The organism is Streptomyces sp. NPDC046925 (assembly GCF_040644915.1).
GTDB lineage: Bacteria > Actinomycetota > Actinomycetes > Streptomycetales > Streptomycetaceae > Streptomyces.
Genome location: NZ_JBEYWZ010000014.1, coordinates 81,939 through 108,646 on the forward strand (window position 1 = coordinate 81,939; position 26,708 = coordinate 108,646).

Below are 26,708 nucleotides of genomic sequence, written 5' to 3' on the forward strand. Positions count from 1 at the left end.
CGGGCGGTGTGTCCATGCCGCGACCCGGAACGCCAGGTCGGTGCGGGGTTCGCGGTCAGGGTGAACTCGCGGCGGCGGTGGGCCGCGCGGTGGCCTTGATGGCGGGCAGTGCGAGGGCGCCGGCCAGTTCCGCCAGTTCCTCGTCGGTCGGGCGGACGGGCCCCTCGGCGCCGTCCTCGGCGAACGCCCGGATACGCGGGGTGCGGATCCCCGTCTTGTCGGCGATCGCCTGCGGCGTCAAATGGCGTCGACGCATGGTCTGCTGGAGTAGCTGAGACAGGTCGTCCATTGGCCTCTCCTGCCCGGCCGGCGCGCTCTCATGCCGTCCGCGTCAGGCCACGGCAGGCGTCGCACGGCGCCGGGGGCGCCTCATCGGGGCAGCACGGCCCGGATGGTCTTGCCGTGCGGATCCCTGGTCACGGTGACCGAATCGGCCATGTGCCGCACCATGGGCCAGCCGAATCCGCCGGTGCCGCCCGCAAGGTCGGGCGCGCGTTCCTTCGGCGGTCGCGGATCGTCGTCGCCGACCAGTACCGCGATGCCGTCCGGCTGTGCCTCCAGACGCAGGGAGCACGAGGTCCCGCGGGCGTGCCGTACGACGTTGGTGACGAGTTCGGAGACCGCGAGTTCCACGCTCGCGGCGTCCTGGGAATCCACCGCGGGTCGGAGCCTGCCGACGAAGGCGCGGGCGAAGTCCCGTGCGTGGGCGACGGCTTCAGGAGTCTTGTCGAAGACCTCCTGCTCCATCGGTCCGGTGTCCAGTTGCATCCCGTGCGTCCTCATGAGCCCTCCTCGTATGGGGTGGCCTCTGTCCGAATATGGGGTGGCCGCTGTCCGAGATGCACACTTGCCCGGCAATACGGAACCTATAACCCCCGGATGCCCGACGGATCTTGTTGCACCATGGGGCGCATGAAGCACCGATGCCCGGGTACGTGCGCTTCACCGGCCGGTCGGGGAACGACAGAGGGCCGGCGAACTGGGAGGGAAATCATGACAGTGATCACCGGGACATCGACGGACACCGGCATCGAGACGCTGCCGGAGATCGTCTCGCCCCAGGGCGTCGAGCCGAAGGACGCCCGTGAGCTGTCGAAGCTGTTCTTCACCAGGCTCGCCACGCTGGAGGAGGGCACTGCCGAGTACCAGTACGCCCGCAACACCCTCGTCGAGATGAACATGTCCCTCGTGCGGTACGCGGCCGGGCGGTTCCGTCACCGCAGCGACGACATGGAGGACATCGTCCAGGTCGGCACGATCGGTCTGATCAAGGCCATCGACCGCTTCGAGCTCTCCCGCGAGGTCCAGTTCGCCACGTTCGCCGTGCCGTACATCGTAGGTGAGATCAAGCGGTTCTTCCGCGACACCTCATGGGCCGTGCACGTTCCGCGCCGCCTCCAGGAGGCCCGCGTCGAACTGGCCAAGGCCACCGACGAGCTCAGCACCCGTCTGGGCCGCGCCCCGAAGGTCGCCGAACTGGCCGAGCTGATGGACCTCACGCAGGAAGAGGTCATCGAGGCCCGCCAGGCCGCCAACGGCTACAACTCCACCTCCCTGGACGCCGCGGTGCACGGCGACCGCGACGACAGCGAGACCGCTCTCGCCGACTTCATCGGCGAGGAGGACCCCGCCATGGAGCTCGTGGAGGACTTCCACGCCCTGGCGCCGCTGCTCGCCCAACTCAGCGAGCGCGACCGGCAGATCCTGCGCCTGCGGTTCGTCGACGAACTCACCCAGTCGCAGATCGGCGAACGTCTGGGCGTCTCCCAGATGCACGTCTCGCGCCTTCTGACCCGCACTCTGACCCGCCTGCGCGCGGGAATGCTCACCACCCGCTGACGCGCGCGGGCGCGGTACCGCGGGGTGAAGAGGGATCCGGGCCGCCCGCGGGGGCGCTAGCATCAGTGCCCCCGCTGATGTCCGAACCAGAAGGCGAATCCCCCGCAATGGCCGACGACGCTTATCTCTTCCTTCTTCCTGACCGGCACCCCCGCCTCGGGGCGGCGCTGGCTGCCGTCGGCACCCTGGACTGCGCGGAGAGCCCCGCCGTCCACGGCTGGCTGCAGGCGCACGACGCTTCCGCCTCGTCCGAGCTGGTGCGGATCCTGCCTGCCGATGCCGAAGCCTTCATCCCCGAGGACGCCGAGCGCCTGCCCATTCCGTTGAGCGAGGAAGAGGCGCTGCGGGTCCAGCAGGAGTGTGCGCCCCAGTCCGTCACGGACATGGAGAGCGAGCTCCTGGAGTTCCGGGACACGACCAGGGACTGGGAGGCCTTGGTCCACCGGGCGCTCGCCGCGGGTGTTCCCGCGCCGCGCATCGCCCGGCTGACCGGCCTCGACCCGCAGGCCATCGGCCGACTGACCGTATGACCTGCGGCCGCGCGTGCGGTCTTGTGACCGCGCGCGCTCCCGGCCGCTAACGGGCGGGGGTCGAGCGCTTCGTGAAGCGGTGCCACCAGTGCCGCCGCCGGGGATGTACCGCACGGCCCAGCCTGCGGCCGACCAGCAGATAGCCGAGGACGGCGCCCGTCGTGTTGAGCAGGACGTCGTCGACGTCGAAGGCGCGTCCGGTGACGAGCATGCCCTGGGCCAGCTCGACGAGCAGCATCACCACGGCCGTCAGGGCTATGACGCGGATGAGCCCGCGGGCGCGGGGCACGAGCACCGGCAGGAGCATGCCGAACGGCAGCCCCAGGACGATGTTGCCGCCGAGCTGTTTGACGGTGTCGCGGAACGCGGGTTGTCCGAGGTAGTCGCGGATCGAATCGCCGGGGCGCAGGTTGCTGTGCGTCAGGGATTCGGAGGCGGCCGAGGGTTCGAGGGTCAGCCGGGCCAGGAGCACGGCGAACACCACCGTCCCCGCGAAGGCCGCCAGCATGGCCATCGCGCGCGCCCATCCGGCGAGCGGGGGCGCACCGGGGGCCCTTGCGCCCCCTGATTCCTCCACGGTCTTGCCCTGTGGAACTGTCCGTGCCATCACGAGCCTCCATTCAGGCAGTGGGGGTGGAGCGCTGACGTCAGACGGGGTCCGTACGGCCGAACAGACCGGCGTGCCCCGGCGGGAGCTGGGTGAGGATGCGGCGCAGCAGCGCGTCGTCGGCGACCTCCGCGACCGTGGCGAGCACCGCGGTGACGGCGCGGCGGGCCTGACCCGCGTCGACGTCGACGCGCGCGCCCACCTCCGCGACGAAGGCGGCGGGCGTCAGGGGTTCGCTGGCCGGTGAGCCCTCGTTGAGCAGCGGGCCGCACTGGCGGGGCAGCAGCCGGGCCAGGTCGGTGCGGTCGTCGCCCACCAGGTGCTCGCCCAGGACTTCGAGGACGCTCTGCACCGCTCCTGCGGCTTCTTGGCGGACCACATAGCCTCCGCGTTCCTGGACGCGGTCAAGCAGCACTTCCACGGGCTCGTTCACGGCCGCTCCTTTCTTCGGGCTCGTCGGTGTGATGGGCGCGGGACGGCTGCAGGACGGAGTCGGCGACGTCGAGCAGCGAGTGACCGTCGCTCGCGCTGACTTCCTGCAGCCACGCCAACCCTTCGGCGACGGCGCAGTCCTGGCGCGCCGCGACATGCTCGGCCGCCTGGTGGATTCGCTCCCAGCGCGCCGCGCGCGTGCTGGTGGTCCACACCGGACGGCCGCTTCCGTGGCCCGCGTGCACGGGCCGCCAGCGCATCAGGGCGTCGAGGGCGAGGGCGGCGGCGCGCTGCGCGTGGGTGATGTGGGTGGAGGTCACGTCGGTGCGCTCGGTGTAGTAGAGACACAGGACGCCGACCGGTGTGCGGCCGTCGTGCAGCGGGAGCGCGAGAACCCGCCGGGTGCCCGGCAGTTCATCGCTCAGGGGCGGTCCGGTGCGGCAGGGGTAGTCGCGCAGGTCCGGCACGAAGACGGGCTGCATCCCCAGGGCCGCGCTGACCGAGGGGCCGTCGGCGCGGGTGAACTGGGCGGCCTCGGCCTGCAGGGCGGGTTCGTCGGTGGCGTGCAGGAGCTGCCAGTGTTCGAGCCGGGGCAGCCAGGACAGGGCTGCTCGCTGCGCGCCCAGGGACTGGGTGAAGGCGGTACAGAGCCGGTTGGGCAGCGCGTGTCGCCCGACAGCTGCGGCGACCGACACGTCGTGCACGATCGACGGTGATTCCTCCAGCATCTCCGGCATGGTCGATATCCCTCTCCGTCGCGCGCCTCACGGTCCGCCTGCCTCTTCCGGGCGGAGGCGCGCGGCTGGGCCCGTCACCCGGAGGAGCGGAAGTCCGTCTACCACGCGATCGGCCACCTCATGTCTGGCCGTTCGGTGCCATACATCCACGTCACCCGTCCGGTTGAGGGCAGCGGCCGGGTCGTGCTGAGGGCAGCGGCCGGATCGTGCCTGGTCAGGCCCCGATCAGCGGCGTACGGGTCGGGGTGCGCAGCGGCACGGCCAGTTCGACGAGTGCCTTCTCCAGGCCGTGCAGATGGGCGAAGACCGGCTCGGCGGCGACCGGTTGCGGCACGGCGGCGGCATCGGCGGCCGGTCCGTGTTCCGGCTCCGGCGCGGTGAGTGCCTCCACGGCGGACTCCACGCGCCAGCAGGCGGCGGCGAGCCGGTCGTCGTGCGAGGCCTCGGGGTCCGCGGCGATCGAGGCGAGCCCGCGCACCTCGCGGGCGCAGGCGTCGAGCAGCGCGAGCACCTGGCGGGCGCGTTCCTTGCGGGCCCGCAGCGGGCTGAACGGGTGCACCAGCGGAGCCAGCGAGAACCGCACCTTCCCCAGCAGCTGCTCAAGCTCGGCCACGCGCGGCGCCGGGTCGGCGCTCGCGGATCCGGCGAGCCGGGCGGCGGCTTCCGCGGTGCAGGCGTGCACGCAGCGCAGGGCGCGCTCGATCCAGGCGTTGGTGGTGGCATGCGTGGTGACGGGCAGCACGAGGAGCACGGCGAGCACGGCACCGAGCGCGCCCACGCCGGTCTCCGCGACCCGCAGGGCGAGCAGCCCCGGGTTCAGGACCCCGAGGAGGCCGTAGAGCACGCCGGCCATCACGGTGACCGCGAGCATCATCCATGTGTAGGAGACCGCGGCCGTGTAGAAGATCCCGAAGACGCTGACGGCGACGATGATCGCCGAGGGCACCGGCGCTCCGTGCAGCGGGACCGCGAGGACGAAGCCCGCGCCGATGCCGATGACCGTGCCGAGCACCCGCCTGAAGCTGCGCACCAGGGTCTCCCCGCTCGACGCGGTGTTCACGAACACCCACCAGGTGGCGCCCACGGCCCAGTACCACCGCTGGTCGGAGAGCACCTGCCCGGCCGCGAGCGCGAAGGCGCCGCCGAGCGTCGCCTGGACCGCCTGCCGGGTGGTCGTCCTCGCGAGGCCCCGTCCTGCCGGCGGCGCGGGTACGGCGGCGGGCGGCACGCGGCGTTCGTAGCACCAGAGGCCGAACCGCACGGCCGACGAGGCGCACAGCGAGAGCAGGAGGGCGGCGAACAGTTCGGGCAGCTGGCCGGGCCCCGTGTGCAGGAACTGCGTCGCGAAGAACATCATGAAGGCGAACACGCCGAGCGAGTGCCCGCGCGGCCCCCACCGCCGCGCGTACACGCCCGCGCCCATCACGGCGAGGAAGGCGGCGTCCCGCGCCACGGGCACGTCGTGCAGCACGGCCGCGAGGGCGAGCACGGGGAACCCGACGGCGGGCAGCAGGGCCGTCGTGACGGCCTGTCCCCTCACCGTCGCGTCACCCACGGTGAAGAGCGCGAGAAGCGCCGCGAGCCCGCCGGTGATCGCCGCGGCGAGCGAGTGCCCGGCCAGACCGCACACGGCCACCGCGAGGGCGATGCCGATGACGGCCCGCGCGGCGAACCGCAGCCGCATCCGCCCCGGATCCGGCGCCGTGAACACGCTCTTCAGCACAGCTTCCCCGCCCCTTTCGCGGTCAGCTCCGTCGAACTGCCCGCCAGAATTTCGCACCGCCCGCATGAACCGGCATGAAAAAGGCGCCGCGGGAATCCGCAGCGCCATCGACAGACACATCAGACCATCCGGAGTCCTGCTGGCTCAACAGGCACAGGTTTCACTGGGCCATTGGCTCACTCTTGTACGATCGTTCCGAGCCACAGGAGGGCCAACGGACCACGTCGCCGGTCGCCGCGGCCCGCTCCCGTTTCGGGGGTGCCGGGCGGGGTAAGCGTGCGCTCTCGACGTCAGCGCTTAGGAGAGTCGGTATGCCCGGAGTCATCAGCCGCATCAAGCAGTTCGTCCGGAGTCCTCAGGGACAGCGCGCGATCCGCGAGGCCCGCCGCGCCTCGGCCGACCCCAGAAAGCGGGCCCAGGCCAGGCGGATGCTCGGCAAGTTCCGCGGACGCCACTGAGCCGCGCGAAAAACCCTCAGGTGACCGCGTCGCGCCCGCCGGGCGAGATCAGGCCGGTCTCGTAGGCGAGCACGACGGCCTGGACGCGGTCGCGCAGGTCCAGTTTGGACAGGATGCGGCCCACATGCGTCTTGACCGTGGTCGGGCTGAGGAAGAGCCGGTCGGCGAGCTCCGCGTTGCTCAGACCCGTCGCGAGCAGCCGGAGCACTTCGAGCTCGCGGGGCGTCAGACCGGAGAGGTCGCGGTGCGGGGGTGCCTGCTCGGCCTCCTCGCGGGTGGCGAAGCGTTCGATGAGGCGGCGGGTGATGGCGGGCGCGAGCAGGGCGTCACCGGACTGCACGAGACGTACGGCGGCCACCAGATGCTCGGGGGTGACGTCCTTGAGCAGGAAGCCGCTCGCCCCGGCGGTGAGCGCCGCGTAGACGTAGTGGTCCAGGTCGTACGTGGTGAGGATGATGACCCGCGTCTCGTGCGGGCCTTCCCCGCCCAGGATCCGCCGGGTGGCCTCGATGCCGTCCATCTGCGGCATGCGGATGTCCATGAGGACGACGTCGGGCCGGGTGCGCCGGACGGCGGCGACCGCCTCGGCCCCGTCCGCGGCCTCGGCCGTCACCTCGATGCCGTCGGCGGCCAGGATCATCCCGAAGCCGGTCCGTACGAGGGCCTGGTCGTCGGCGATGACCAGGCGCAGCGGGAGTCGGCTCATGAGGTCCGCCAGGGGATGCGGGCCCCGATGCGGTAGCCGCCGGTGAGGGTCGGCCCCGCGGTGAGTTCGCCGCCGTAGACCGCGAGGCGCTCGCGCAGTCCGATGAGACCGCGGCCGTTGCCGTCCGCCCGCGGGGCCTCCCGCGCGGCTCCGGTGTCGACGACCTCGATCTCCAGGCAGTCGTCGGTGCGGCCGATGGTGACGGAGGCTTCGGCGCCGGGCGCGTGCTTGATCGTGTTGGTCAGCGCCTCCTGGACGACGCGGTACGCCGCGAGGTCCGTGCCGGGCGACAGGGGCTGCGGCGGCAGGTCCACCGTGACGCCGACCGGTGTCCCCGCGGCCCGTACGCGGGCTATCAGGGCGTCGAGCTGGCCGAGGCCGGGCTGCGGCTCGAGGCCGTCCGCCGGACTGTCGGGACGGCCGGTGTCCGCGGCGGCCAACAGGCCCATCACATGGCGCAGTTCGGCCATGGCGGCCCGTCCCCCGGCCTCGACGGCGAGGAGTGCTTCCTTGGACCGTTCCGGCGCCGTGTCCATCACCTTGCGTGCCGCCCCCGCCTGGATCACCATCACGCTCACATTGTGCGTGACGACGTCGTGCAACTCGGCGGCGATACGGGATCTCTCCTCGTCCACCGCCCGGCGCATGGCCTCGCCCTGCGCCTGTTGCAGCTGCGCGTACCGGTCCCGGCTCGCCGTCAACTGCCGCCGCCACAACCGGACGAGGCCGGCGAGGACCCCCGCGAGGAACAGCACGACCGCCGGGCTCGACCAGCTCGGAAGGATGGCTTCCGAGTCCCGGAACGCGATACCGGCCAGGACCGCGGCGCCGAGCAGCACGACCATCGCCCGCATCCGGTACCGGCTGTACATGACGGCGCTGTAGGCGCCGATGACGCAGGTCAGGACGTTGATCCAGGAGGTCCTGTCCTCTCCGACGGCCAGCGCCACGACCAGCACCGCCGTGAACGCGGCCAGCGGATAACGGCGCCGGACCGCGAGCGGCAGCGCCGAGAGGACGACGAGCGGCCAGGGCGCCGCGTAGATCTCCTGGTCCGGCGGGGTCCCCGGCCCCACGGGCGGCGGCTCGGGCAGCGGGGGCGGCGCGGAAGGCCCGGCCGGGACGTCCTGCCCGATCGCGGCAGGACCGCTGTCGGGGTAACGCGCCGCCACGATCAGGGCGATGACCGTCAGCAGGACCGCGAGGGCCGCGTCGATGCGCACCGCCCGGCGCGAGAGCGGGGCGGGCCGCTCCTCCGGGCGGAAGGCGTCGCGCAGTTGCTGACGCCATCCGCGCCGGTCGTCCGTGTCCACCGGCTCATTGTGCGACCCGCCCGGCACGGCCCGCATCAGCCTGTGCGGCCGGGCTGCTGTCCCACAGGAGTACGTCGCTGTGATGACGGCCCGGCAGGGTCGTCCGGCGGGAGGACCGGATGTCGGTGCCTCGGCCGACGCGCCCGGACGGCCCGCGCTCCTACGTTCACCGGGCCGGCAACGCACGAGCCCCGACCGCCCCCGGCATCCGGCGGTCGCGGGCCATCGACCCCAAGGACGGACCCTCCCATGACTCACGTGATCGAACTGTCGGGCGTGGCCAAGCGCTACGACGGTGCGGGCGCGCCCGCGCTCGGGCCGCTCGACCTCGGCGTCGCCCCCGGTGAGGCCCTTGCCGTGACCGGCCCGTCCGGCAGCGGCAAGTCCACGCTCCTTCATCTCGTCGCGGGCCTGGACAAGCCCACGGAGGGCACGGTCACCGTGGCGGGCCGGCGCATCGACCGGCTGAGCGAGCACGCGCTCGCCCGCTTCCGCCGCGAACAGGTGGGCATGGTCTTCCAGTTCTTCAACCTGCTCGACGACCTCACGGTCGAGGACAACATCCGGCTGCCCGCCCAACTCACGGGAACGGCACGCAAGAAGGCCGCGGCCCGCACCGTCGAGCTCATGGAGATCCTCGGCATCCAGCGGCACGCCCGCGCCTATCCGGGCCGTCTGTCCGGCGGCGAACGCCAGCGCGTCGCCGTGGCGCGGGCCCTGGTCAACCGCCCCGCCCTGCTCCTCGCGGACGAGCCGACCGGCGCGCTCGACACCGCGTCGGGCCACGACGTCCGTGAGCTCCTCGTGGATCTGCACCGCGGCGGGCAGACGATCGTCCTCGTCACGCATGATCTGGCGCTCGCGGAGGCCTGCGCGAGCCGCACGATCCATCTGGTCGACGGCCGGCTCGCCCTCGACACCCGTGCGCAGGTGCTCCGGTGAGGCGCGTCGGCAGCGGCGCGCTCGGCCGCGTGGTGCGCTCCGGGGTGGGCAGGCGGCGGGTGCAGACCGTGGTGATCGCCGTGGCCACGATGATGGCGGTGGCGTCGGCCGTGGTCGCCGGGTCCCTCCTGGTCGCCGCCGACGCCCCCTTCGACCACGCCTTCGCGCGGCAGCACGGGGCGCATGTCACCGCGCAGTTCGATCCGGCCGGGGCGAGCACGGCCGAGATCGAGGCCACCGGCCGCCTCGAAGGCGTCACGGCGAGCGCGGGCCCGTACCCGCTCACGACCATCCACCTGGCGGACCCGGGCGGCGGCCATGTGCCCGGACTGACGCTGGCGGGTCGCCCGGACCCGCACGGCTCCGTGGACGACCTGGATCTGAAGTCGGGCCGGTGGGCGAAGAAGCCGGGCGAGGTCGTCCTGTCCGAATCGTTCGCCGGGCCCGCGTTCGAGCCCGGGTCCGCTCTGCGCACGTCGGACGCCGCGGGCGCCGGGACCCTCACGGTCGTCGGCTTCGCCGTGTCGGTCAGCAAGACCGCGGATGCGTGGGCGACGCCCGCGCAGGTCAGGGCGCTGGCGTCCGGAGAGAGCCCCGTCACGAGCCAGATGCTCTACCGCTTCGACTCCGCGGGCACGCAGAGCGAGATCGCCGGAGCCCGGAAGAGGCTCGCGGCCGCGGTGCCCTCCGGTGCGCTGCTGGGCACCCAGTCATATCTGGACACCAAGCGCGCCGCCGACGAGGGCGCGGCACCGACCATTCCGTTCCTGATCGCGTTCGGCGTGCTCGGCATCGCCATGTCCGTGATCATCGTCGGCAGTGTGGTCAGCGGCGCGGTCGGCATGAGCCTGCGCAGGATCGGCATCCTCAAGGCCATCGGCTTCACGCCGCGCGAGGTGGTGCGCGCGTACGTGGCCCAGGCCCTGATTCCCGCGGGCGCCGGCATCGCGCTGGGTGTCGTCCTCGGGAACCTGCTCGCCGTCCCGCTCCTGGCCGACACCGAGGAGGTGTACGGCACCGCCTCGCTGTCGGTGGCCTGGTGGGTGGATGTCGTGGTGGCGGCCGCCGCGCTGCTGGTCGTCGGCGTCGCGGCCCTGATTCCCGCGCTGCGGGCCGGGCGGCTCCGTACGGTCGAGGCCATCGCGGTCGGCCGGGCGCCGCGCACGGGCCGCGGCCGGTGGGCGCACCGGGCGGCGGGCCGCCTGCGGCTGCCGCGGGCGGTCACCTACGGCCTCGCGAGTCCCTTCGCGCACCCGGTCCGTGCGCTCGCGATGCTGCTCGCGGTGGCCTTCGGCACCGTCGCGGCGACCTTCGCGGTCGGGCTCACCGCGTCGCTCGCCGCGGTCGGTGAGGCGTCGGATCCCGAGGAGCGGGCCGCCGTCACCGTGTTCAGCGGCCGGCCGACGGCGGGCCCGTCCGAGGGCCCCGGAAAACCCGGCGCCCCGGCGGCCCGCGCGCAGCCCCGCGCCGCCGATCCGGCGAAGGTGCGCGCCGCCGTCGACGCCCAGGCGGGCACCGCCTCGTACTACGGCCTGGCCCGGACCGAGGCCGTGGTGGGCGGGGTCTCCGGCCGGGTGCAGACCAGCCTCTACCAGGGCGACACGGGTTCGGGCAGCTACGAGATGATCGCCGGGCACTGGATCAGCGGCGCGGGCCAGCTCGTGGTGTCCACGCGCTTCCTGGAGCGCACCGGCGCCGGGATCGGCGACACCGTGCGGGTGACGGTGGAGGCGCAGACGCGGACCCTGCGGATCGTCGGCGAGGCCTTCGACACCTCGGACGACGGCCTGCACCTGCACGCGGACCTCGCCTCGTTCCCGGCGGCCGAGCCCCAGACGTTCCTCGTCGAGGTGAAGCCGGGCGTCTCCCCCGCCGCGTACGCCGAGAAGCTGGCCGCGGCCCTTGAACCGCTGGGCGGCGACGCCATGGCCAACTCACGGTCCGGGCAGGAGGGCATGGTCCTCCTGCTGAACACGATGGCGGTGCTGCTCACGCTGCTGCTGGTCTCCGTGGCGGGCCTCGGCGTGCTCAACTCCGTCGTCCTCGACACCCGCGAGCGCGTCCACGACCTCGGCGTCTGCAAGGCGCTCGGCATGTCACCGCGGCAGACCGTGGGGCTCGTCCTGGCCTCGGTGGCGGGGGTCGGGGTGGTCGGCGGCCTGGTGGGCGTGCCTGCCGGGTACGCGCTGCACGGCTTCGTCCTGCCGGTGATGGGGCGCGCCGCGGGCACCGGCCTGCCGCCGTCGGTCCTCGACGTGTACACGCCTTCGCACCTGGTCCTGCTCGGCCTCGCCGGGGTCGTCATCGCGCTCCTGGGCGCGCTGCTCCCGGCAGGGTGGGCGGCCAGGGCCCGTACGGCCACGGCACTGCGCACGGAGTGAACCGCGGGGCCGGGGTCCTAGGGCTCGGTCGGCGGCCACTGGGGGCGCTGGTCGGCCGGCAGGGTCTGCAGGGCCTGGCCGACCGTGCGGTGGGCGGGGAGCAGTTCCGTGCTGCCGGTCAGCGTCAGCATTTCCGTGAGGCGGCGACCCGCCCCCGCGAGGAGCAGCTTGCCCTCGCGGCGTTCGAGCAGCCAGCGCACGGCGAGCAGACAGTTGAGCCCGCGCGAGTCGCAGAACATCAGCGCCGTCACGTCCAGGACCAGATGCCGGTGCCCGGCCTCGACACTGGCGCCGAGGGTACGCAGGAAGAACTCCTCGCAGGACTGGTCGAGCTCGCCGCTGACCCGCAGCACCGCGGAGTCGGAGCAACTCGCGAGCTCGGTGATGGTCAGGCGATGGGTCTCAGTGGACATCGCACCCCCATGACCCATCGTACCGAGACGGCCCAGAAGCCTCTCCCGGAACAGTCCGGCGCGCGCCCCTCGGCTACCTCCTGTCGAGGAGCTTGACCCGCAGCCGCCCCAGGATCCGGGTCAGGATGCGCGAGACGTGCATCTGGGAGATACCCAGCTCCGCACCGATCTCGCTCTGTGTCATGTCGGCGGCGAAGCGCATCGCGAGGATCTTGCGGTCGCGCTCCGGGAGCGCGGCGATGAGCGGCTTCAGGGTGTGCAGGTCCTCGACCTTGTCCAGCTCCGGATCGCGGTAGCCCACGTGGTCGGCGAGCGTGTCGTCGGAGTCGACGCCGTCGGCCGGGTAGTCCAGGGAGGCCGTGGTGTAGCCGTTGGCGGCGGTCAGGCCCTCGCTGACCTCGGCCTCGTCCAGGTCGAGGTGCTCGGCGAGTTCGGCCGTGGTCGGGGGGTGCCCGTTCGTCTGTTCGAGATCCGTGGTGGCCTTCACCAGGTCGAGACGGAGCTCCTGCAACCTGCGGGGAACGCGTACGGCCCAGGTGGTGTCGCGGAAGAAGCGCTTGATCTCGCCCATGATGGTCGGCAGCGCGAAGGTGGGGAACTCCACGCCCCGCTGGAGGTCGAAGCGGTTGATCGCCTTGATCAGGCCGATCGTGCCCACCTGGACGACGTCTTCGTACGATTCGTCGCGCGGGCGCATCCGATGGGCCGCGTACTGCACGAGGTTGAGGTTCAGTTCGACCAGCGTGTTGCGTACGTAGGCGTGTTCGGGAGTCCCTTCCTCCACGGCGTCGAGGCGGGCGAAGAGCGCCTTGGACAGGGCCTTCACCTCCGCCATGCGGCGTCCGCCGGTGGGCGGAAAGGGGCGCTCGGCGGCCGTCGGCGGGGCCGCGGCGGTCTCGGGGCCGACCGTGTCGGAACCGACGGTATGTCGCTCGGCGACCGACCCTGTCGATCCTTGACTGCTGGTCGTCGAGGCCACCATCGTCACTCCCGGAGCACAAGGCGCTCTCGGGGGTGAGAGCGCGCCGTGCACGGGCCCCTACCCACCATCTCCCGTTACATTCCCGTGACTTGACTTTCCGTATGGAATGCCTTTTTCGGGGCACTCGGTCACCCCGCGGGATGACAGGGAGGTGGACGGCTGTGATCTGGTGGATGTGGCTGACCGCAGTGCTGGTGGCGCTGCTCCTGCTGGCAGGTGCGGTCCTGGGGACGCAGGCCAGGCGCCGTGGCGGCGGCGCGATCGTGGTCCGCCGGGGGCGTCGCGGGGGACGCGGGAGCACGCGATGACCGCGCTGATGCTCGCCGCCGAACTGACCAAGCGGCCCGTGGTCACCCTCGGCGGGGAAGCGGTGGCGCAGATCAAGGACACCGTCTTCGACGCGTCGGGCGGGCAGATCACCGGATTCACGCTGGCGGGCCGCGGGTTGCTCTCCGGCCCGCTCAAGCAGAGCCTGCCCTGGACCGGCGTCCATGCCCTCGGCCCCGACGCGGTGATGATCCCGGCCGTCGAGGTACTGCAGGCCAGGGACGCGGTGGTGGACAGGGGCGAGGCCGGATCCGGGCAGGTGCGGGGCGCCCGTGTGCTGAGCGACGCGGGCCTCGAGTTGGGCACCGTCCTCGACGCGGTGGTCGAGGGCGGCACCAGTGGCCGGGTGGCCGGTTTCCACGTCGACACCACCGAGGCGATGGGGCGGCACGAACGCCGGGCGTTCCTGCCGGCGTACGGCCGACTGGCCATGACCGGCGACACGTTGGTGATCCCGGCGCGGCTGGCCGAGCAGGCGGTGGACGACCTCGACGCGCTGGCCGCGGCATGGGACCGGACCCGGGCAGCGGGTGAGCCGGGGCTCCGGGGGACGGAGTCGCGTGCGGCGCACCTGCGCAAGGAGGACGACCGATGATGCTGCTCAGCCAGGCCCTGGGACTCTCCGTCGTCAGCGCCGAGGACGCGCTCCCCGCCGGGGAGGTGGCCGGTCTCGGCATCGACCCGCGGACCTGCCGGATCACGGAGCTCTATCTCAAGAACGCCAAGAGCGGCGACAGCGTGCCGTGGGCGCGGGTGCGCGGGATGGGGCCGGACGCGGCGATCATCGACACCGCCGCGGGCGAGGCGGGCCGGAGCAGCCCGCACTCCCGGGCGCACAAGCGGCTGCTCGGCAAGCGGGTCCTGACCGAGTACGGCGAGGACATCGGCATGCTCACCGAAGTCACCTTCGACCCGGACACCGGCGCGGTCGGCGACCTCTACATCGGCCGCGACCAGACCCCGACACCCGGCAGCCACCTGATCGGCATCGGCCCCTACGCACTGGTCCTCGCCGCCGGACCGCCGCCCGCCCGCTGAACCCGTCTCTCGGTTCGGCCACCCCATCGGGTGAGCATGTGCCCGCGCGGACCGGGCAGCGGAAGCGCCATGCAACTCATCAACCGGATCGAACACACCATGGAGCGCTGGACAACTGCCTTGTGGACACAGCTGGTTCCGCCCGTGCACCGGCACGGGGAGGTAGTCGACATACTGCGCCGGCAGTGCGACGACAGTGCGTTGATCCTCGGACGCGAGCGCGTCCTCGTCCCCAACTCGTTCGTCGTCGAGCTACCGCCCGAGAGTCACCGCCGATTGAGCTCCACCAGCACGGAGTTGGGTCACTACCTCGCCAACCAGGTGCACCGTCACGCCGCCGAGCAGGGCTACACGTTCGCGGGGCCCGTCGCGGTCAGCCTGCGGTCGGCCGGGGAGGACGCCGTCGGCAGGTTCCGGATTCACGGCCGGATCACCCCGCAGTCCGACGGCCGGATCACCCCGCAGTCCGCGGGAAGTCAATATATGTGACGGCCGTATGAGAAATAGACGCGAGGCGCTCTGAGGGTTTCTCGTGCGACGCCCGGAACGGAATTATTTACCACACGGTGCCGACCTCGGCGTGCTACTGTCCTTTTCAGTTGCAGTTGTGGTTCCCAAAAACTCCAAGTGCCCTCGCCTCCTTTACCGGCAGGTGGGAGCACTTTTGTATTTCCGGTCTTTTCCGGCGGGGTGATCATCGCCGCGACACGGAGTTCGCACGGCGCGGGCTCCGGGCATTTCCCCGAAGGAGATTCAGACATGGCAAACGGCACCGTGAAGTGGTTCAACTCGGAAAAGGGCTTCGGCTTCATCGAGCAGGACGGCGGCGGCCCCGACGTCTTCGCCCACTACTCGAACATCGCCGCCCAGGGCTTCCGTGAGCTCCAGGAAGGCCAGAAGGTGAACTTCGACATCGCCCAGGGCCAGAAGGGCCCGACGGCCGAGAACATCGTTTCCGCCTGACGCTCACGCGTACTTCACGGCTGGGGCCCGCACCTTGGGGTGCGGGCCCCAGCTCGTGCATTTACCTCATTATCCGGGGCCACGGATTTCCGCGCGAACATCTTGATCGCGCCATCTGCCGATCGCACGCCTACCGATCGCACCGTCTGCTGATCGCGCCACCTGCCGATCGCGCCATCGGATTGATTTCGCCTCCGAGCCCCTGTCCGGAACGGCACTCGTTCTCGCGATTCCCCGTGCTGCGCTCGCGCGCTCCCGCTGCGGAATTCCTTGGTACGTGCCGCATCGAGGAAGGTTCCGCATGAACCGCACACGTACGACCGATCACTCCTCGCGCGCCCGCCACGGCGCGCCGTCCCGCGGGCGCTCCGGCGCCCCGGGCCGTCAGGGCGGCGGCCACGGCCGCCGGCCGTCCGCGCCGCAGGGCGAGTTCGCCCTGCCGGTCACGGTCACCCCCGCGCTCCCGCCCGTCGAGGCGTTCGCCGACCTCGCGATGCCGGCGCCGCTGCTCGCCGCGCTCGGCCGCGAGGGCATGACCGTGCCGTTCCCGATCCAGGGGGCGACGCTGCCCAACTCCCTCGCGGGCCGCGACGTACTGGGCCGTGGCCGCACCGGTTCGGGCAAGACCCTCGCCTTCGGCCTCGCCCTCCTCGCCCGCACGGACGGTCGGCGCGCCGAGCCGCGCCGACCGCTCGCCCTGGTCCTCGTCCCCACCCGCGAACTGGCCCAGCAGGTCAGCGACGCCCTCACGCCGTACGCCCGGGCCCTGCGCCTCAGGCTCGCCACGGTGGTCGGCGGCATGTCGATCGGCAAGCAGGCCGGGGCGCTGCGGACCGGCGCGGAAGTCGTCGTCGCCACCCCCGGCCGGCTGAAGGACCTCATCGACCGCGGCGACTGCCGGCTGGACGAGGTCGCCGTCACGGTCCTCGACGAGGCCGACCAGATGGCCGACATGGGCTTCATGCCGCAGGTCACCGCGCTGCTCGACCAGGTGCGCCCCGACGGCCAGCGGATGCTGTTCTCCGCCACGCTCGACCGCAACGTCGACCTCCTGGTCCGCCGCTATCTCTGCGACCCGGTGGTCCACTCGGTCGATCCCTCCAAGGGAGCGGTCACCACGATGGAGCACCATGTGCTGCACGTGCACGGCGCGGACAAGCACCGGACGACCACCGAGATCGCGGCCCGCGAAGGCCGGGTGATCATGTTCCTGGACACCAAGCACGGCGTCGACCGGCTGACCGAGCACCTCCTGAGCAGCGGCGTCCGCGCCGCGGCCCTGCACGGCGGGAAGTCCCAGCCGCAGCGGACGCGGACCCTGACCCAGTTCAAGACCGGTCATGTGACGGTCCTGGTGGCGACCAACGTCGCCGCACGCGGCATTCACGTCGACAACCTCGACCTGGTCGTGAACGTCGACCCGCCCACCGACCACAAGGACTACCTCCACCGCGGCGGCCGTACGGCCCGCGCCGGTGAGTCCGGCAGCGTCGTCACCCTGGTGACGCCCAACCAGCGGCGCGACATGAGCCGCCTCATGACGGCCGCGGGCATCACCCCGCAGATCGCCCAAGTGCGCTCCGGCGACGAGGAGTTGCGCCGCATCACCGGCGCACAGGCCCCTTCGGGCGTCCCGGTCACCATCGCGGCGCCGACCGCGGAGCGTCCCCGTCGCGGCGGCTCCTCCTCCGCGCGGGGGCGCCGCAGCCGCAGCGCACAGGACCGGCGCACCGACCGGGCTCCGCGCCGCTCCGCTCAGGGACCGTCCACCCCCAGTCAAGCGGCCTGAGACTTCACCACCACCAGGCCCGCCCGCTCCTGCGGCCGTCCGCGAAAGCCCGGCCCGCACGGCCCCCTTCCGTCACCGGCCTTCTCCCTCCTCACCTGCGAGGCACCATGCGCTGCGTCATCGCCCGTTTCCCCTTCGACCTCACCAAAGAGGGAGTGCTCGACGCCATGAAGGGGGTGAAGCCCGAGCCCGTCACGGGTGACTCCGTCATCGTCGGCCGCCGCCAGTACCCCATCAAGCAGGTGGGCGCGGTCGTCACGCGGCAGGACCGCCGCGACTTCAGCGCCGGGGAAGTCACCCGCGCCATGACTCTCCTGGGCTTCACCTGCCGCACCCCTGCCGAGGAGAACGCGGCGCCGCGCGGCCTCACCCCGCTGGAGACGGCATCCGCGCTGCTCGGCACCCCCGTCCCCCGGTAGCAGAGCAGATCCCGAGAGGGCCTTGTCCCGGCACGTGCGTGCCGGGACAAGGCCCTCTCTGCGTGACTCCGTCCGCACCTCTGTACAAACGTCGAGCAGCGGTGCACAAAATCTATGCTCGTCAGCGTAGACATTGGGCGGTCACATCGTTAGGGTTTCTCTCGTAGCTGTAGACCAAGCAAGAGGGAGAACGGAGGAGCAGACGCCATCAGGATCGCCCGGCCCAGAGCGTTTCGGTCGGGTGCCGCAAGACCTCGGATTGGAAGGTGGTCCTCGGTCACGCATCAGCGATCCCCGCTTCCCGCCCTGTTCTCGGGCCGGACGGCGGAAACAATAAGTCGGCGCTACGACACGGCCGACAGATGGTGTTGAATTTCCTTCGGGGCCCTGGTGCCGTACGGCACCAGGGCCCCTCTACGCATGGCATAAAGAGGTGACATGACTGCGGAAACCCCGCTCAGTGGTCGTCTGGACGACGACGACTATCCCGCCTACACCATGGGGCGGGCCGCCGAGATGCTCGGCACCACACCAGGCTTTTTGCGGGCCCTCGGTGAGGCCCGCCTGATCACGCCCCTCCGCTCGGAGGGCGGGCACCGGCGCTACTCCCGCTACCAGCTGCGGATCGCCGCGCGCGCCCGCGAGCTGGTGGACCAGGGCACCCCCGTCGAGGCGGCCTGCCGCATCGTGATCCTCGAGGACCAGCTCGCAGAGGCACAGCGCATCAACGCCGAGTACCGCAGGGCCGCGGACACGGCGGGCGACACGCCGAGCTGACCCGGCGGCGCCCCCTTCAGACGGCCGGCGGCCACACCCCCGGAGTGAGCACCCCCAGCACGTAAGCCCGCGCCACCAGTTCCGTCCGGTTGGCCGCGCCCCAGCGCTCGGTGAGCCGGCGCAGGTGATAGGTGACGCCGTCCGGGGTGAGGCCCGTCTCACGGGCCGCCCCGGCGGTACTCGCACCGCCGGCGAGGAGAGCCAGGATGCGGGCCTCGGCCGGGGAGGCGGCGGCCGCGGCGGGCGTCTCGGCGGGAGCAGGGTCCTCGCCCAGAACCCTGAGCAGCACAAGGAGCCCCGGCACCTCGTCGACCGTGTCGCTCACCGGCTCCGCCGTCAGCTCCCCGTGCCGCCGCACCCCGTCGGGGGCCTGCCAGTGCACGGCGACCGGATAGCGCGAGCGGTGCCGCAGCCGCAGCGCCTCGGCGATCCGCAGGACCTGTGTCTTCTCCTCGGGGCGGAACAGTTCCAGTACGTTGCGGCCCCGCAGGCTGCCGGAGGTCTCACCCCACTCCGCCGTCATCGCCGGGTTGGCGAGGATGATCGCCCCGCTCGCGTCGCACACCGCGACCGGCATCGGGATGCGGTTGAAGAGGAGCATGGCGCGGTTGCGCCACAGCACGGGGTCGGGATCCGCGGAGTCCACGGGGGACCCCGGGTCCACGGAGTGCGCGGAGTCCACGGGGCGACTCCTTCCAGCCAGGGACAGTCAAGAGCAGGGCGTCGTTCGTCACTACACAATCATGTAGTGGGACGGCGCAATCCGCCGGGGACCGGCGACGAAGGTTGGGGAGCAGTGACTTCCGTACGGCGAAAGGCAGTTGTCACGCCATGCCCCCCACCACCACCGCACCGCTCCCCCGGGACGCCGGCTCCGACTTCGACGGCGTGCCGCTGATCGACATTTCCGCCACCGGCCCCGGGCCCGCCCCGTTGCAGCAGGCCATGGAGCTGATCCGCCGGCACGGACCCGTGCTGCGCAGGCGGCTGCACGGCCGCGACGCGCTGTTCGTGAGCGATCTCGATCTCGTGACGGAGCTCGCCGACGAGAGCCGCTTCGCCAAGCATGTGGGACCCGCCCTCCAGAACGTGCGGGAGTTCACCGCCGACGGACTGTTCACCGCGTACAACGACGAGCCCAACTGGGCCCGCGCGCACGACATCCTGATGCCCGCGTTCGCGCTCGGTTCGATGCGGACGTACCACCCGATGATGCTGCGCGTCGCCCACCGGCTGATCGAGTCCTGGGACCGGGGCGCGCGGGACGGGCACCCCGTGGACGTACCGGGCGACATGACCCGGATGACCCTGGACACGATCGGGCTCGCCGGGTTCGGCTACGACTTCGGTTCGTTCGAGCGGGCCGAGCCGCATCCCTTCATCGAGTCCATGGTCCGCTGCCTGGAGTGGAGCATGACGCGCCTGAGCCGTACGCCGGGCAGCGACCACTCGGCGGCCGACGCGGCCTTCCGGGCCGATGCCGACTATCTGGCGCAGGTGGTCGACGAGGTCATCTCCGCGCGGGCCGACGGCACGCCCGGCGCCGGACCGGCCGAGGATCTGCTGGGCCTCATGCTCAGCGCCGCACATCCGGGCGACGGCTCCAAGCTGGACACCGCCAACATCCGCAACCAGGTGATCACCTTCCTGATCGCGGGGCACGAGACGACGTCCGGCGCGATGTCGTTCGCGCTGTACTACCTCGCCAAGCATCCCGCCGTGCTCGACCTCGTGCGGCGCGAGGTGGACGCCCTGTGGGGCGACGCCGCCGATCCCGAGCCGACCTTCGACGACGTCGGGCGGCTCACGTACACCCGGCAGGTGCTCAACGAGGCGCTGCGGCTGTGGCCGACGGCCGCCGCGTTCGGCCGGCACGCCCGCGAGGACACGCTCCTCGGCGGACGCATCCCGCTGCGGGCCGGGCAGGGCGTCACCGTCCTGACGCCGATGCTGCACCGGCAGCCGGTGTGGGGCGACAACCCGGAGCTGTTCGACCCGGCGCGCTTCACCGCCGAGGCGGAGGCCGCCCGCTCCCCGCATGCGTTCAAGCCGTTCGGCACCGGCGAACGGGCCTGCATCGGGCGGCAGTTCGCGCTGCACGAGGCGACGATGCTGCTCGGAATGCTGGTGCACCGCTACCGGCTGCACGACCACGCCGACTACCGGCTCACGGTCAAGGAGACGCTCACCCTCAAGCCCGACGGCTTCACGCTCACGCTGACTCCGCGCACCGCCGCCGACCGCGTGCACGGGCGGCTGCCGGGCACAGCGACCCAGTCGGCGGCAGCGGCACCCGAAGCCGCCGGGCTACCCGCGCGTGTCACGCCCGGCACCCGCGCGCTCTTCCTGCACGGCAGCAACTACGGGACCTGCCGGGACTTCGCCGCCCGGCTCGCCGACGAGGCCGCTTCGGTGGGCTGCGAGACCGAGGTCGCGCCCCTCGACGCGTACGCCGGCGCGCTGCCCGCCGACCGCCCGGTCGTCATCACCGCCGCCTCGTACAACGGCCGCCCCACCGATGACGCCACCGTGTTCGCCTCCTGGCTGGACGGTGCCCCCGCGGCCGCCGCCGAGAACGTCACGTACGCGGTCCTTGGCGTGGGCGACCGCAACTGGGCCGCCACCTACCAGCACGTCCCGACGCGCTTCGACGATCGGCTCGCGGAGCTGGGCGGCGACCGGCTCCTTGAGCGCACGGCGGCCGACGCGTCGGGCGATCTCGGCGGTACGGTAAGGGAGTTCGCGGCCCGGCTGCGTACGGCTCTCCTTGAGCGGTACGGCGACCCCGACGCACAGGACGCACCTGACGCCGCCGCTCCCCCGGACACGTACGAGGTGCGTGAGCTGACCGGCGGCCCCCTGGACGCGCTCGCCGCGCGGCACGGGCTCGTCCCGATGACGGTCGACGAGGCCTACGACCTGACCGCGCCCGGCTACCCCCGCAGGAAGCGCTTCGTGCGCCTCGCCCTGCCCGACGGTGTCACCTATCGCACCGGCGACCATCTCACCGTGCTGCCCGTCAACGACCCGGCGCTGGTCGACCGGGCCGCCGCGGCATTCGGCGTTGACCCGGAGACGGTTCTCGACATCCGTGCGGGCCGCCCCCGACGGGACGGCCTCGCCGTGGACCGTCCACTGACGGTGCGCCAACTCCTCTCCATGCATGTGGAGTTGCAGGGCCGTCCAGCCGCTGAGCAGCTGGCCGTGCTCGCCGCCGCCAATCCCTGCCCGCCCGAGCGCGCGGTTCTCGGCGCCCTGGCCGAGGACGAGGCCGCCCGCGCGGCCGACGGGCGGACGCTGCTCGAAGTGGTCGAGGCCTGCCCGGCGCTGCGCGGCGCCCTGGAGTGGCCGCGTCTGCTCGACGTGCTCACGCCTCTGCGGCCCCGCCACTACTCGGTGTCGTCCTCGCCTGCGGTGCGCCCCGGTCACGCCGACCTGATGGTGTCCCTCCTGGAGGCCCCGGCGCGCTCGGGCAGCGGGGCGCTGTATCGCGGCACGGGCTCCGGCCACCTGGGCGGGGTGCGTCCGGGTGACACCGTCCTGGCCAGGGTCCAGCCCTGCCGCGAGGCCTTCCGCATCGACCACGCCGACGCGGCGCCCGTCATCATGATCGCCGCGGGTACGGGCCTCGCGCCGTTCCGCGGCACGATCGCGGACCGCGTGGAACTGGCGGCCGAGGGGGCCGAACTCGCTCCCGCTGTCTGCTACTTCGGGTGCGACGCCCCGGACGCCGACTTCCTGCACGCCGATGAGCTGCGCGCCGCGGAAGCCGCCGGCGCGGTCTCGTTGCGCCCCGCCTTCAGCGCGTCGCCCGTCGACGGGGTGGCCTTCGTGCAGCACCGCATCGCGGCGGAGGGCGACGAGGTGTGGGACCTGCTGGCCGCAGGAGCCAGGGTGTACGTGTGCGGCGACGGCTCACGCATGGCACCGGGCGTACGCGAAGCCCTGCGCACGCTCCACCGGGACCGCACGCCGGGTGCGACGGCGGCGGACTCCGAGGCGTGGCTGAACGAGCTGACCGCTCAGGGGCGTTACGTCGAGGACGTGTACGCGGCCGGATAGCCGCCCCGAGCCGCCCCTAGCCGCTCGCACGCCCGGCCCGGCGTGCGAGCGGCTGCCGGACGAGCGCCTACTGGGCGGGCGGCTACCGGGCGGACGACCACTGGCCGGGCGGCTACCGGCTGAGCGGACCGACGCCGAACAACTCCCCCAGAGCGCGGACCGTTTCGGCGCTGTCGACGTGGTGCAGGCCGCGGATGCCGAGGCGGGCCGCTCCGCTCAGGTTGTGTTCCAGGTCGTCGATCATGACGCAGTCGGACGGTTCGACGCCCAGGCGGTCGCAGGCCGTCCGATAAATGCGGCGGCCCGGCTTGCGGGAGCCGATCTCGCTGGAGATCACGACGACGTCCGCGAGCGCCTCCATGTCGTATCCCTGGTAGCAGTCGTCACCGAGTGCGTTCGACACGATCGCCACCGGGATGCCCTTGGCGCGCAGTCCGGCGAGCGCCGCGAGCATCGTCTCGTCCGGCCGCAGCCCCGCCCCGATGGCGGCGACCAGGCCCGCCGGCTCCACCTCCACGCCCTTCTCGCGCAGCCGTCCCGCGATGCCCCGCTCGAAGTCGGCCTCGCCCATCCGCCCGCACTCGTGCTCCACGAGCAGCGCCGACGCCTCCGTGTCCTCCCGGAACAGCCGCTCGATCAGCAGCGGATCCTCGCTCACTCGCGCGGAGTACGAGCGGAACGAGTCGAGCACGCTGGTGGTCAGCACACCCCCGAAGTCGGTGAGCACCGCACGCGGCGGCGCCGCTTCCGTGCCCGCCTCCGCGGCCTCGGACGCCGCGTCGAGTGCCGTCTTGCCGTCCACGTCTTCCTCCTCAGTTCCCGCTTCCTCAGTTCCCGCTTCGGTCCGCGTAGTCGAATCGTCGGTCCAGGATGTCCAGGACCTGCTCGCCCCAGCGCAGGTTCGACTCCTCGAGGGAGCGGCCCGCCATCAGTGTGAGGTAGGGGCCGATGCGCTCGGCGTCGCGCAGGTACTCCGTCTCGTCGCGGCCGCCCAGGAGGTGGCGCCGCAGTCGTTCGTACCGGGCGAGTTTGCCGCGCGACCACTCCATGCGCTCCTCGATCAGCGCGCGGGTGGCGGCGGGGTCGGCGCCGTCCATGGCCTGCACCTTGACCATGAGTTCGTCCCGGATGGCGATGGGCCGTGGCGGCTCGGCGGCGAAGGCGTGCAGATCGCGCAGCCCTGCCTCGGTGAGCGTGAACATCCGCTTGTTCGGCCTGCGTTCCTGCTGCACCACGCGCGCGTCGATCAGGCCGTCCCCCGCAAGGCGCTCCAGTTCGCGGTAGAGCTGCTGGGGAGTCGCGGACCAGAAGTTCGACACGGACACGTCGAAGATCTTCGCCAGGTCGTAGCCGGACGACTCGCCCTCCAGGAGCGCCGCGAGCACCGCGTACTTGAGAGACATCTGGACACCGTACACCGATGTGATTACTCTCCATCGCACCTACTCAACTAATTGACTATCGATGAAGACCGAGGTGTGGGCATGCAGGCGTTCCGCAAGGCCGTAGAGGCCAACGACCACGCGGCGATGGAGGCCCTTCTGGCCGAGGACGTCGTCTTCACCAGTCCGGTCGTGTTCCGGCCCTACCCCGGCAAGGCGACGACCTCCGCGATCCTGCGCGGCGTCACGCGCGTCTTCGAGGACTTCCGGTACGTACGCGAGATCAACGACGCCTCGGGGCGCGATTTCGCGCTCGTCTTCGAGGCCAGGGTCGGCGACCGGCAGATCACCGGCTGCGACTTCCTCCACCTCGACGAGGACGGACTGATCGACGAGTTCACGGTGATGGTCCGTCCCCTGTCGGCGGCGCAGGCGCTCGCCGCGGCCATGGGCGCCCAGTGGGACCAGATCACCCGGGACGCGGCGGGCGCCTAGGCTCTCGCGGCGCGCCCGGCTACCAGGCGCGGGCCGACTGGACGAGGTGGTCGCGCACGAGGGCGACGTGGGGGTTGTCCGCGGAACCGGGGCGCTGCACCAGGAAGCCGGTGTTGATCGGGGCGTCCTGCGGGTCGTGCAGGAGGGTCAGGGCGCCGGCGGCCAGCGCGTCGCGGCAGAGATAGCGGGGCAGCACGGAGAAACCGGCGCCCGCGACGACGGCCGAGAGGACGCCGCGCAGATCGGGGACCGTCACGGAGGCCTCACAGGTCAGCCGCTTGCCGAAGACGTGCCGCCAGTAGCGGCGGGCGATCGGCAGATCCTCGGCGTACGTCACGAGGGGCACGCCCTGCAACACGGCGGGCCCGTCGGCGTCGATCCGCGCGGCGCCGCCGATGCGCTCGGCCCACGAGGGCGCCGCGACCAGGACGAACTCCTCGTCCGCGAGGGGCACCGCACTCAGGGAGCGTCCGCGGGGGCGGGCCGTGGCGATCACCAGATCGTGCCGACCTGCCCGCAGCTCGTCCAGGAGCCGGTCCGTCAGGCCCGTCGTCACGCGCAGCCGGACCCCCTTCTCGACCAGCGGCGCGAGGGCGGGCAGCGCGCAGTGGCAGAGCATCTCCGCCGGGCCCGCCAGATGGACGGGCTCCGCGGGGGCGCCGTCCAGGGGGCCGCCGTGCCCGGTGACCGCGGCCAGGGCGTCGAGCGGATCGACGACACGCGCGGCGAGCGCGTCCGCGAACGGCGCGGGAGCGACACCGCGCGGCAGCCGCTCGAACAGCTCCCTGCCGACCTGCCGCTCCAGGGCCCGGATCTGCGTGGTGACGGTGGGCTGCGAGAGGCCGAGCAGGCGGGCCGCGGCGGTGAAGGAACCCGACCGGTAGACGGCCAGGAACGTACGCAGCAGATTCAGGTCCGGCGGACCCGCGGAAGCCTCTGGCGCCATTCCCGCCGACCCATCGGAATTCCTATCTTCCATATGGGTCAGCCTATTGGATTTCGTTGGGCACACCCGCCTACCTTCGAGGACAGCACCACCTGACGCTCTGAGCACAGAACGTCAGAAATCACAGCCTCGGAGAGACACCATGTCCAAGATTCTGTTCGTCGTGACCGGCGCCGACCACTGGACGCTGGCCGACGGCACCCAGCACCCCACCGGCTTCTGGGCCGAGGAGGCCGTCGCGCCGTACGAGGCGTTCAAGGCCGCCGGACACGAGATCGTGGTCGCGACGCCGGGCGGCGTCGTGCCGACCGTCGACCAGGCGAGCCTGGCGCCCGAGGTCAACGGCGGCCAGGAGGCCGCCGACAAGATCGCCGCGACCCTCGCGGAGAGCAGCGAGTTCCTCGAGCCGCTCAAGCTGGCGGAGGTCGACCTCGCCGACTACGCCGCCGTGTTCTACCCCGGCGGCCACGGCCCCATGGAAGACCTCGCCGTCGACGCGGAATCCGGCAGGCTCCTGGCCACCGCCCTGGAGATCGGCATGCCGCTCGGCGTCGTCTGCCACGGCCCCGCGGCCCTGCTCGCCGCCACCAGGCAGGACGGCTCCAACGCGTTCGCGGGGTACGAGCTGACCGGCTTCACCAACGCCGAGGAGACCCAGGCGGGCTTCGCCGAGAAGGCCAAGTGGCTGCTCCAGGACCGGCTGGTCGCGGCGGGCGTCGACTTCCAGGAAGGCACGCCGTGGGCCCCCAAGGTGGTCGTCGACCGTAACCTGATCACCGGTCAGAACCCGGCGTCCGCGGCCCCGCTGGCGGACGAGCTCGTCAAGAAGCTGGCCTGACCCCTATGCCGACCGACCGGCTCGACGAGGTCCTCGACGCCACCTACGACTCCCTCACCCGGTATGGCGTACGGCGCACGACGATGGACGACATCGCCTCCACGATGGGCGTGTCCCGGTCAGCGGTCTACCAGTACGTACGCAACAAGGACGACGCCTTCCGCAAGCTCGCCGAGCGCCTGCACTCCGAGGCGCTCGCGCGTGCCCGGCAGGCGGCGGCCGTGGACGCCCCGAGTGCCGAGCGCATCCGGGGCGTCCTGGGCGCCAAGCTCGACCTGGTCCTGCGCCTGGCCGGGGACTCCCCGCACTCCGCCGAACTCCTCGACGAGAAGGCCCGCCCCTTCGGCGACATCTGCCACGGCTTCACCGGCTCGCTGCGGCGGATACTCATCGATCTGTTCGCCGAAGCGGGGACCCCGGCCGCCGTGGAACCCGCCGAGGCGGCCGACATCTGCATCGCCCTGGTCATAGGCCTCGAGTCCGTCCCGGACGGCCGCGACCTGTTCGCCCCCGCCACGGACGCGCTCCTGACCGGGCTTCTCGGCATACCGGTCAGCACGGCGACCGGCTGACCGGACTCCCTCCCCTCCCCCGCCGGACCTCCCTCTC

At 72.1% G+C, this 26,708-nt stretch carries 30 protein-coding genes; 16 read left to right on the plus strand and 14 right to left on the minus strand.

Features of this window, described 5'->3' with window-relative positions:
- Nucleotides 1-55: 55 nt before the first annotated feature.
- Complete coding sequence (locus ABZ906_RS37870; protein WP_361390526.1) at nucleotides 56-289, minus strand: XRE family transcriptional regulator; 234 nt, start codon at nucleotides 287-289, stop codon at nucleotides 56-58.
- A gap of 80 nt (nucleotides 290-369) precedes the next feature.
- The gene (locus ABZ906_RS37875) at nucleotides 370-783 is read right to left on the minus strand and encodes an ATP-binding protein (RefSeq protein WP_361195619.1); all 414 of its coding nucleotides are present in this window, start codon (nucleotides 781-783) and stop codon (nucleotides 370-372) included.
- Between the two features lie 210 nt (nucleotides 784-993).
- Between ABZ906_RS37875 and ABZ906_RS37880 the strand changes: the two genes are divergently transcribed.
- Nucleotides 994-1,839 carry an RNA polymerase sigma factor SigF gene (locus ABZ906_RS37880; protein ID WP_361390528.1) on the plus strand — a complete coding sequence of 282 codons (846 nt, stop codon included), beginning with the start codon at nucleotides 994-996 and terminating at the stop codon, nucleotides 1,837-1,839.
- Nucleotides 1,840-1,946: 107 nt separating this feature from the next.
- Nucleotides 1,947-2,369 (plus strand): DUF6003 family protein, encoded by a 423-nt coding sequence (locus ABZ906_RS37885; protein ID WP_361390530.1) that lies wholly within the window; start codon nucleotides 1,947-1,949, stop codon nucleotides 2,367-2,369.
- Nucleotides 2,370-2,415: 46 nt separating this feature from the next.
- Here the strand turns inward: ABZ906_RS37885 and ABZ906_RS37890 are convergent, their stop codons facing one another.
- The 4 genes from ABZ906_RS37890 to ABZ906_RS37905 form a co-directional block, all read right to left on the minus strand.
- A complete protein-coding gene (locus tag ABZ906_RS37890) occupies nucleotides 2,416-2,976 on the minus strand; it encodes a VanZ family protein (RefSeq protein WP_361195613.1) in 561 nt (186 codons plus the stop codon).
- Between the two features lie 40 nt (nucleotides 2,977-3,016).
- On the minus strand, nucleotides 3,017-3,409 hold the full coding sequence (locus ABZ906_RS37895) for a DUF2267 domain-containing protein (RefSeq protein ID WP_361195611.1): 393 nt from the start codon (nucleotides 3,407-3,409) through the stop codon (nucleotides 3,017-3,019).
- A complete protein-coding gene (locus ABZ906_RS37900) occupies nucleotides 3,381-4,145 on the minus strand; it encodes a GAF domain-containing protein (RefSeq protein ID WP_361390532.1) in 765 nt (254 codons plus the stop codon). Before ABZ906_RS37900 ends, ABZ906_RS37895 begins: the two co-directional genes overlap by 29 nt.
- Nucleotides 4,146-4,359: 214 nt before the next feature.
- The gene (locus ABZ906_RS37905; protein ID WP_361195607.1) at nucleotides 4,360-5,868 is read right to left on the minus strand and encodes an FUSC family protein; all 1,509 of its coding nucleotides are present in this window, start codon (nucleotides 5,866-5,868) and stop codon (nucleotides 4,360-4,362) included.
- Between the two features lie 311 nt (nucleotides 5,869-6,179).
- On the opposite strand from ABZ906_RS37905, the gene ABZ906_RS37910 reads away from it, so the two are divergent.
- Nucleotides 6,180-6,326, plus strand: coding sequence for a hypothetical protein (locus tag ABZ906_RS37910; protein ID WP_361195605.1), 147 nt, complete (start codon nucleotides 6,180-6,182; stop codon nucleotides 6,324-6,326).
- A gap of 16 nt (nucleotides 6,327-6,342) precedes the next feature.
- On the opposite strand, the gene ABZ906_RS37915 is transcribed toward ABZ906_RS37910, so the two are convergent.
- Both ABZ906_RS37915 and ABZ906_RS37920 read right to left on the minus strand, forming a co-directional pair.
- Nucleotides 6,343-7,032, minus strand: coding sequence for a response regulator transcription factor (locus ABZ906_RS37915; protein ID WP_361195603.1), 690 nt, complete (start codon nucleotides 7,030-7,032; stop codon nucleotides 6,343-6,345).
- Nucleotides 7,029-8,345: a histidine kinase gene (locus ABZ906_RS37920; protein WP_361390534.1), complete on the minus strand. Its 1,317-nt coding sequence runs from the start codon at nucleotides 8,343-8,345 to the stop codon at nucleotides 7,029-7,031. Before ABZ906_RS37920 ends, ABZ906_RS37915 begins: the two co-directional genes overlap by 4 nt.
- 249 nt (nucleotides 8,346-8,594) lie before the next feature.
- Here ABZ906_RS37920 and ABZ906_RS37925 point away from each other — a divergent pair, with 249 nt between their 5' ends.
- Nucleotides 8,595-9,287, plus strand: coding sequence for an ABC transporter ATP-binding protein (locus ABZ906_RS37925; protein ID WP_361195599.1), 693 nt, complete (start codon nucleotides 8,595-8,597; stop codon nucleotides 9,285-9,287).
- On the plus strand, nucleotides 9,284-11,668 hold the full coding sequence (locus ABZ906_RS37930; RefSeq protein ID WP_361390536.1) for an ABC transporter permease: 2,385 nt from the start codon (nucleotides 9,284-9,286) through the stop codon (nucleotides 11,666-11,668). The genes ABZ906_RS37925 and ABZ906_RS37930 overlap by 4 nt, the downstream gene beginning before the upstream one ends.
- Before the next feature lie 17 nt (nucleotides 11,669-11,685).
- Here ABZ906_RS37930 and ABZ906_RS37935 read toward each other — a convergent pair whose 3' ends face one another.
- Nucleotides 11,686-12,081: an STAS domain-containing protein gene (locus ABZ906_RS37935; RefSeq protein ID WP_361195596.1), complete on the minus strand. Its 396-nt coding sequence runs from the start codon at nucleotides 12,079-12,081 to the stop codon at nucleotides 11,686-11,688.
- 73 nt (nucleotides 12,082-12,154) lie between these two features.
- Entirely contained in the window at nucleotides 12,155-13,063 is a 909-nt protein-coding gene (locus tag ABZ906_RS37940; protein ID WP_361390538.1) for an RNA polymerase sigma factor SigF, read from the minus strand.
- A gap of 304 nt (nucleotides 13,064-13,367) precedes the next feature.
- Here ABZ906_RS37940 and ABZ906_RS37945 point away from each other — a divergent pair, with 304 nt between their 5' ends.
- From ABZ906_RS37945 to ABZ906_RS37975, 7 genes are all read left to right on the plus strand, one after another.
- Nucleotides 13,368-13,985 carry a PRC-barrel domain-containing protein gene (locus tag ABZ906_RS37945; RefSeq protein WP_361390540.1) on the plus strand — a complete coding sequence of 206 codons (618 nt, stop codon included), beginning with the start codon at nucleotides 13,368-13,370 and terminating at the stop codon, nucleotides 13,983-13,985.
- On the plus strand, nucleotides 13,982-14,428 hold the full coding sequence (locus ABZ906_RS37950; RefSeq protein WP_361390542.1) for a PRC-barrel domain-containing protein: 447 nt from the start codon (nucleotides 13,982-13,984) through the stop codon (nucleotides 14,426-14,428). Before ABZ906_RS37945 ends, ABZ906_RS37950 begins: the two co-directional genes overlap by 4 nt.
- Before the next feature lie 69 nt (nucleotides 14,429-14,497).
- Nucleotides 14,498-14,917, plus strand: a complete 420-nt coding sequence (locus ABZ906_RS37955; protein WP_361390544.1) for a DUF3662 domain-containing protein — start codon at nucleotides 14,498-14,500, stop codon at nucleotides 14,915-14,917.
- A 270-nt stretch (nucleotides 14,918-15,187) separates the two neighbouring features.
- Complete coding sequence (locus tag ABZ906_RS37960; RefSeq protein ID WP_361195586.1) at nucleotides 15,188-15,391, plus strand: cold-shock protein; 204 nt, start codon at nucleotides 15,188-15,190, stop codon at nucleotides 15,389-15,391.
- A 301-nt stretch (nucleotides 15,392-15,692) separates the two neighbouring features.
- Nucleotides 15,693-17,180, plus strand: coding sequence for a DEAD/DEAH box helicase (locus tag ABZ906_RS37965; protein ID WP_361390546.1), 1,488 nt, complete (start codon nucleotides 15,693-15,695; stop codon nucleotides 17,178-17,180).
- A gap of 107 nt (nucleotides 17,181-17,287) precedes the next feature.
- Nucleotides 17,288-17,599 (plus strand): SCO5918 family protein, encoded by a 312-nt coding sequence (locus tag ABZ906_RS37970; protein WP_361390548.1) that lies wholly within the window; start codon nucleotides 17,288-17,290, stop codon nucleotides 17,597-17,599.
- Between the two features lie 438 nt (nucleotides 17,600-18,037).
- Nucleotides 18,038-18,376 carry a MerR family transcriptional regulator gene (locus ABZ906_RS37975; protein ID WP_361195581.1) on the plus strand — a complete coding sequence of 113 codons (339 nt, stop codon included), beginning with the start codon at nucleotides 18,038-18,040 and terminating at the stop codon, nucleotides 18,374-18,376.
- A gap of 16 nt (nucleotides 18,377-18,392) precedes the next feature.
- Here the strand turns inward: ABZ906_RS37975 and ABZ906_RS37980 are convergent, their stop codons facing one another.
- Nucleotides 18,393-18,977: a PAS domain-containing protein gene (locus ABZ906_RS37980; RefSeq protein WP_361390738.1), complete on the minus strand. Its 585-nt coding sequence runs from the start codon at nucleotides 18,975-18,977 to the stop codon at nucleotides 18,393-18,395.
- Nucleotides 18,978-19,207: 230 nt separating this feature from the next.
- Here ABZ906_RS37980 and ABZ906_RS37985 point away from each other — a divergent pair, with 230 nt between their 5' ends.
- The gene (locus ABZ906_RS37985; protein WP_361390550.1) at nucleotides 19,208-22,438 is read left to right on the plus strand and encodes a cytochrome P450; all 3,231 of its coding nucleotides are present in this window, start codon (nucleotides 19,208-19,210) and stop codon (nucleotides 22,436-22,438) included.
- A 112-nt stretch (nucleotides 22,439-22,550) separates the two neighbouring features.
- Here ABZ906_RS37985 and ABZ906_RS37990 read toward each other — a convergent pair whose 3' ends face one another.
- On the minus strand, nucleotides 22,551-23,240 hold the full coding sequence (locus tag ABZ906_RS37990; protein ID WP_361390552.1) for an HAD family phosphatase: 690 nt from the start codon (nucleotides 23,238-23,240) through the stop codon (nucleotides 22,551-22,553).
- A gap of 25 nt (nucleotides 23,241-23,265) precedes the next feature.
- Complete coding sequence (locus tag ABZ906_RS37995) at nucleotides 23,266-23,841, minus strand: PadR family transcriptional regulator (protein ID WP_361195575.1); 576 nt, start codon at nucleotides 23,839-23,841, stop codon at nucleotides 23,266-23,268.
- Between the two features lie 81 nt (nucleotides 23,842-23,922).
- On the opposite strand from ABZ906_RS37995, the gene ABZ906_RS38000 reads away from it, so the two are divergent.
- Nucleotides 23,923-24,315: a nuclear transport factor 2 family protein gene (locus ABZ906_RS38000; protein ID WP_361195573.1), complete on the plus strand. Its 393-nt coding sequence runs from the start codon at nucleotides 23,923-23,925 to the stop codon at nucleotides 24,313-24,315.
- A gap of 19 nt (nucleotides 24,316-24,334) precedes the next feature.
- Here the strand turns inward: ABZ906_RS38000 and ABZ906_RS38005 are convergent, their stop codons facing one another.
- Entirely contained in the window at nucleotides 24,335-25,261 is a 927-nt protein-coding gene (locus ABZ906_RS38005) for a LysR family transcriptional regulator (protein ID WP_361390554.1), read from the minus strand.
- Nucleotides 25,262-25,403: 142 nt separating this feature from the next.
- On the opposite strand from ABZ906_RS38005, the gene ABZ906_RS38010 reads away from it, so the two are divergent.
- Both ABZ906_RS38010 and ABZ906_RS38015 read left to right on the plus strand, forming a co-directional pair.
- Nucleotides 25,404-26,099 (plus strand): type 1 glutamine amidotransferase domain-containing protein, encoded by a 696-nt coding sequence (locus ABZ906_RS38010; protein WP_361195570.1) that lies wholly within the window; start codon nucleotides 25,404-25,406, stop codon nucleotides 26,097-26,099.
- Between the two features lie 5 nt (nucleotides 26,100-26,104).
- On the plus strand, nucleotides 26,105-26,671 hold the full coding sequence (locus ABZ906_RS38015) for a TetR/AcrR family transcriptional regulator (protein WP_361390556.1): 567 nt from the start codon (nucleotides 26,105-26,107) through the stop codon (nucleotides 26,669-26,671).
- Nucleotides 26,672-26,708: the final 37 nt, after the last annotated feature.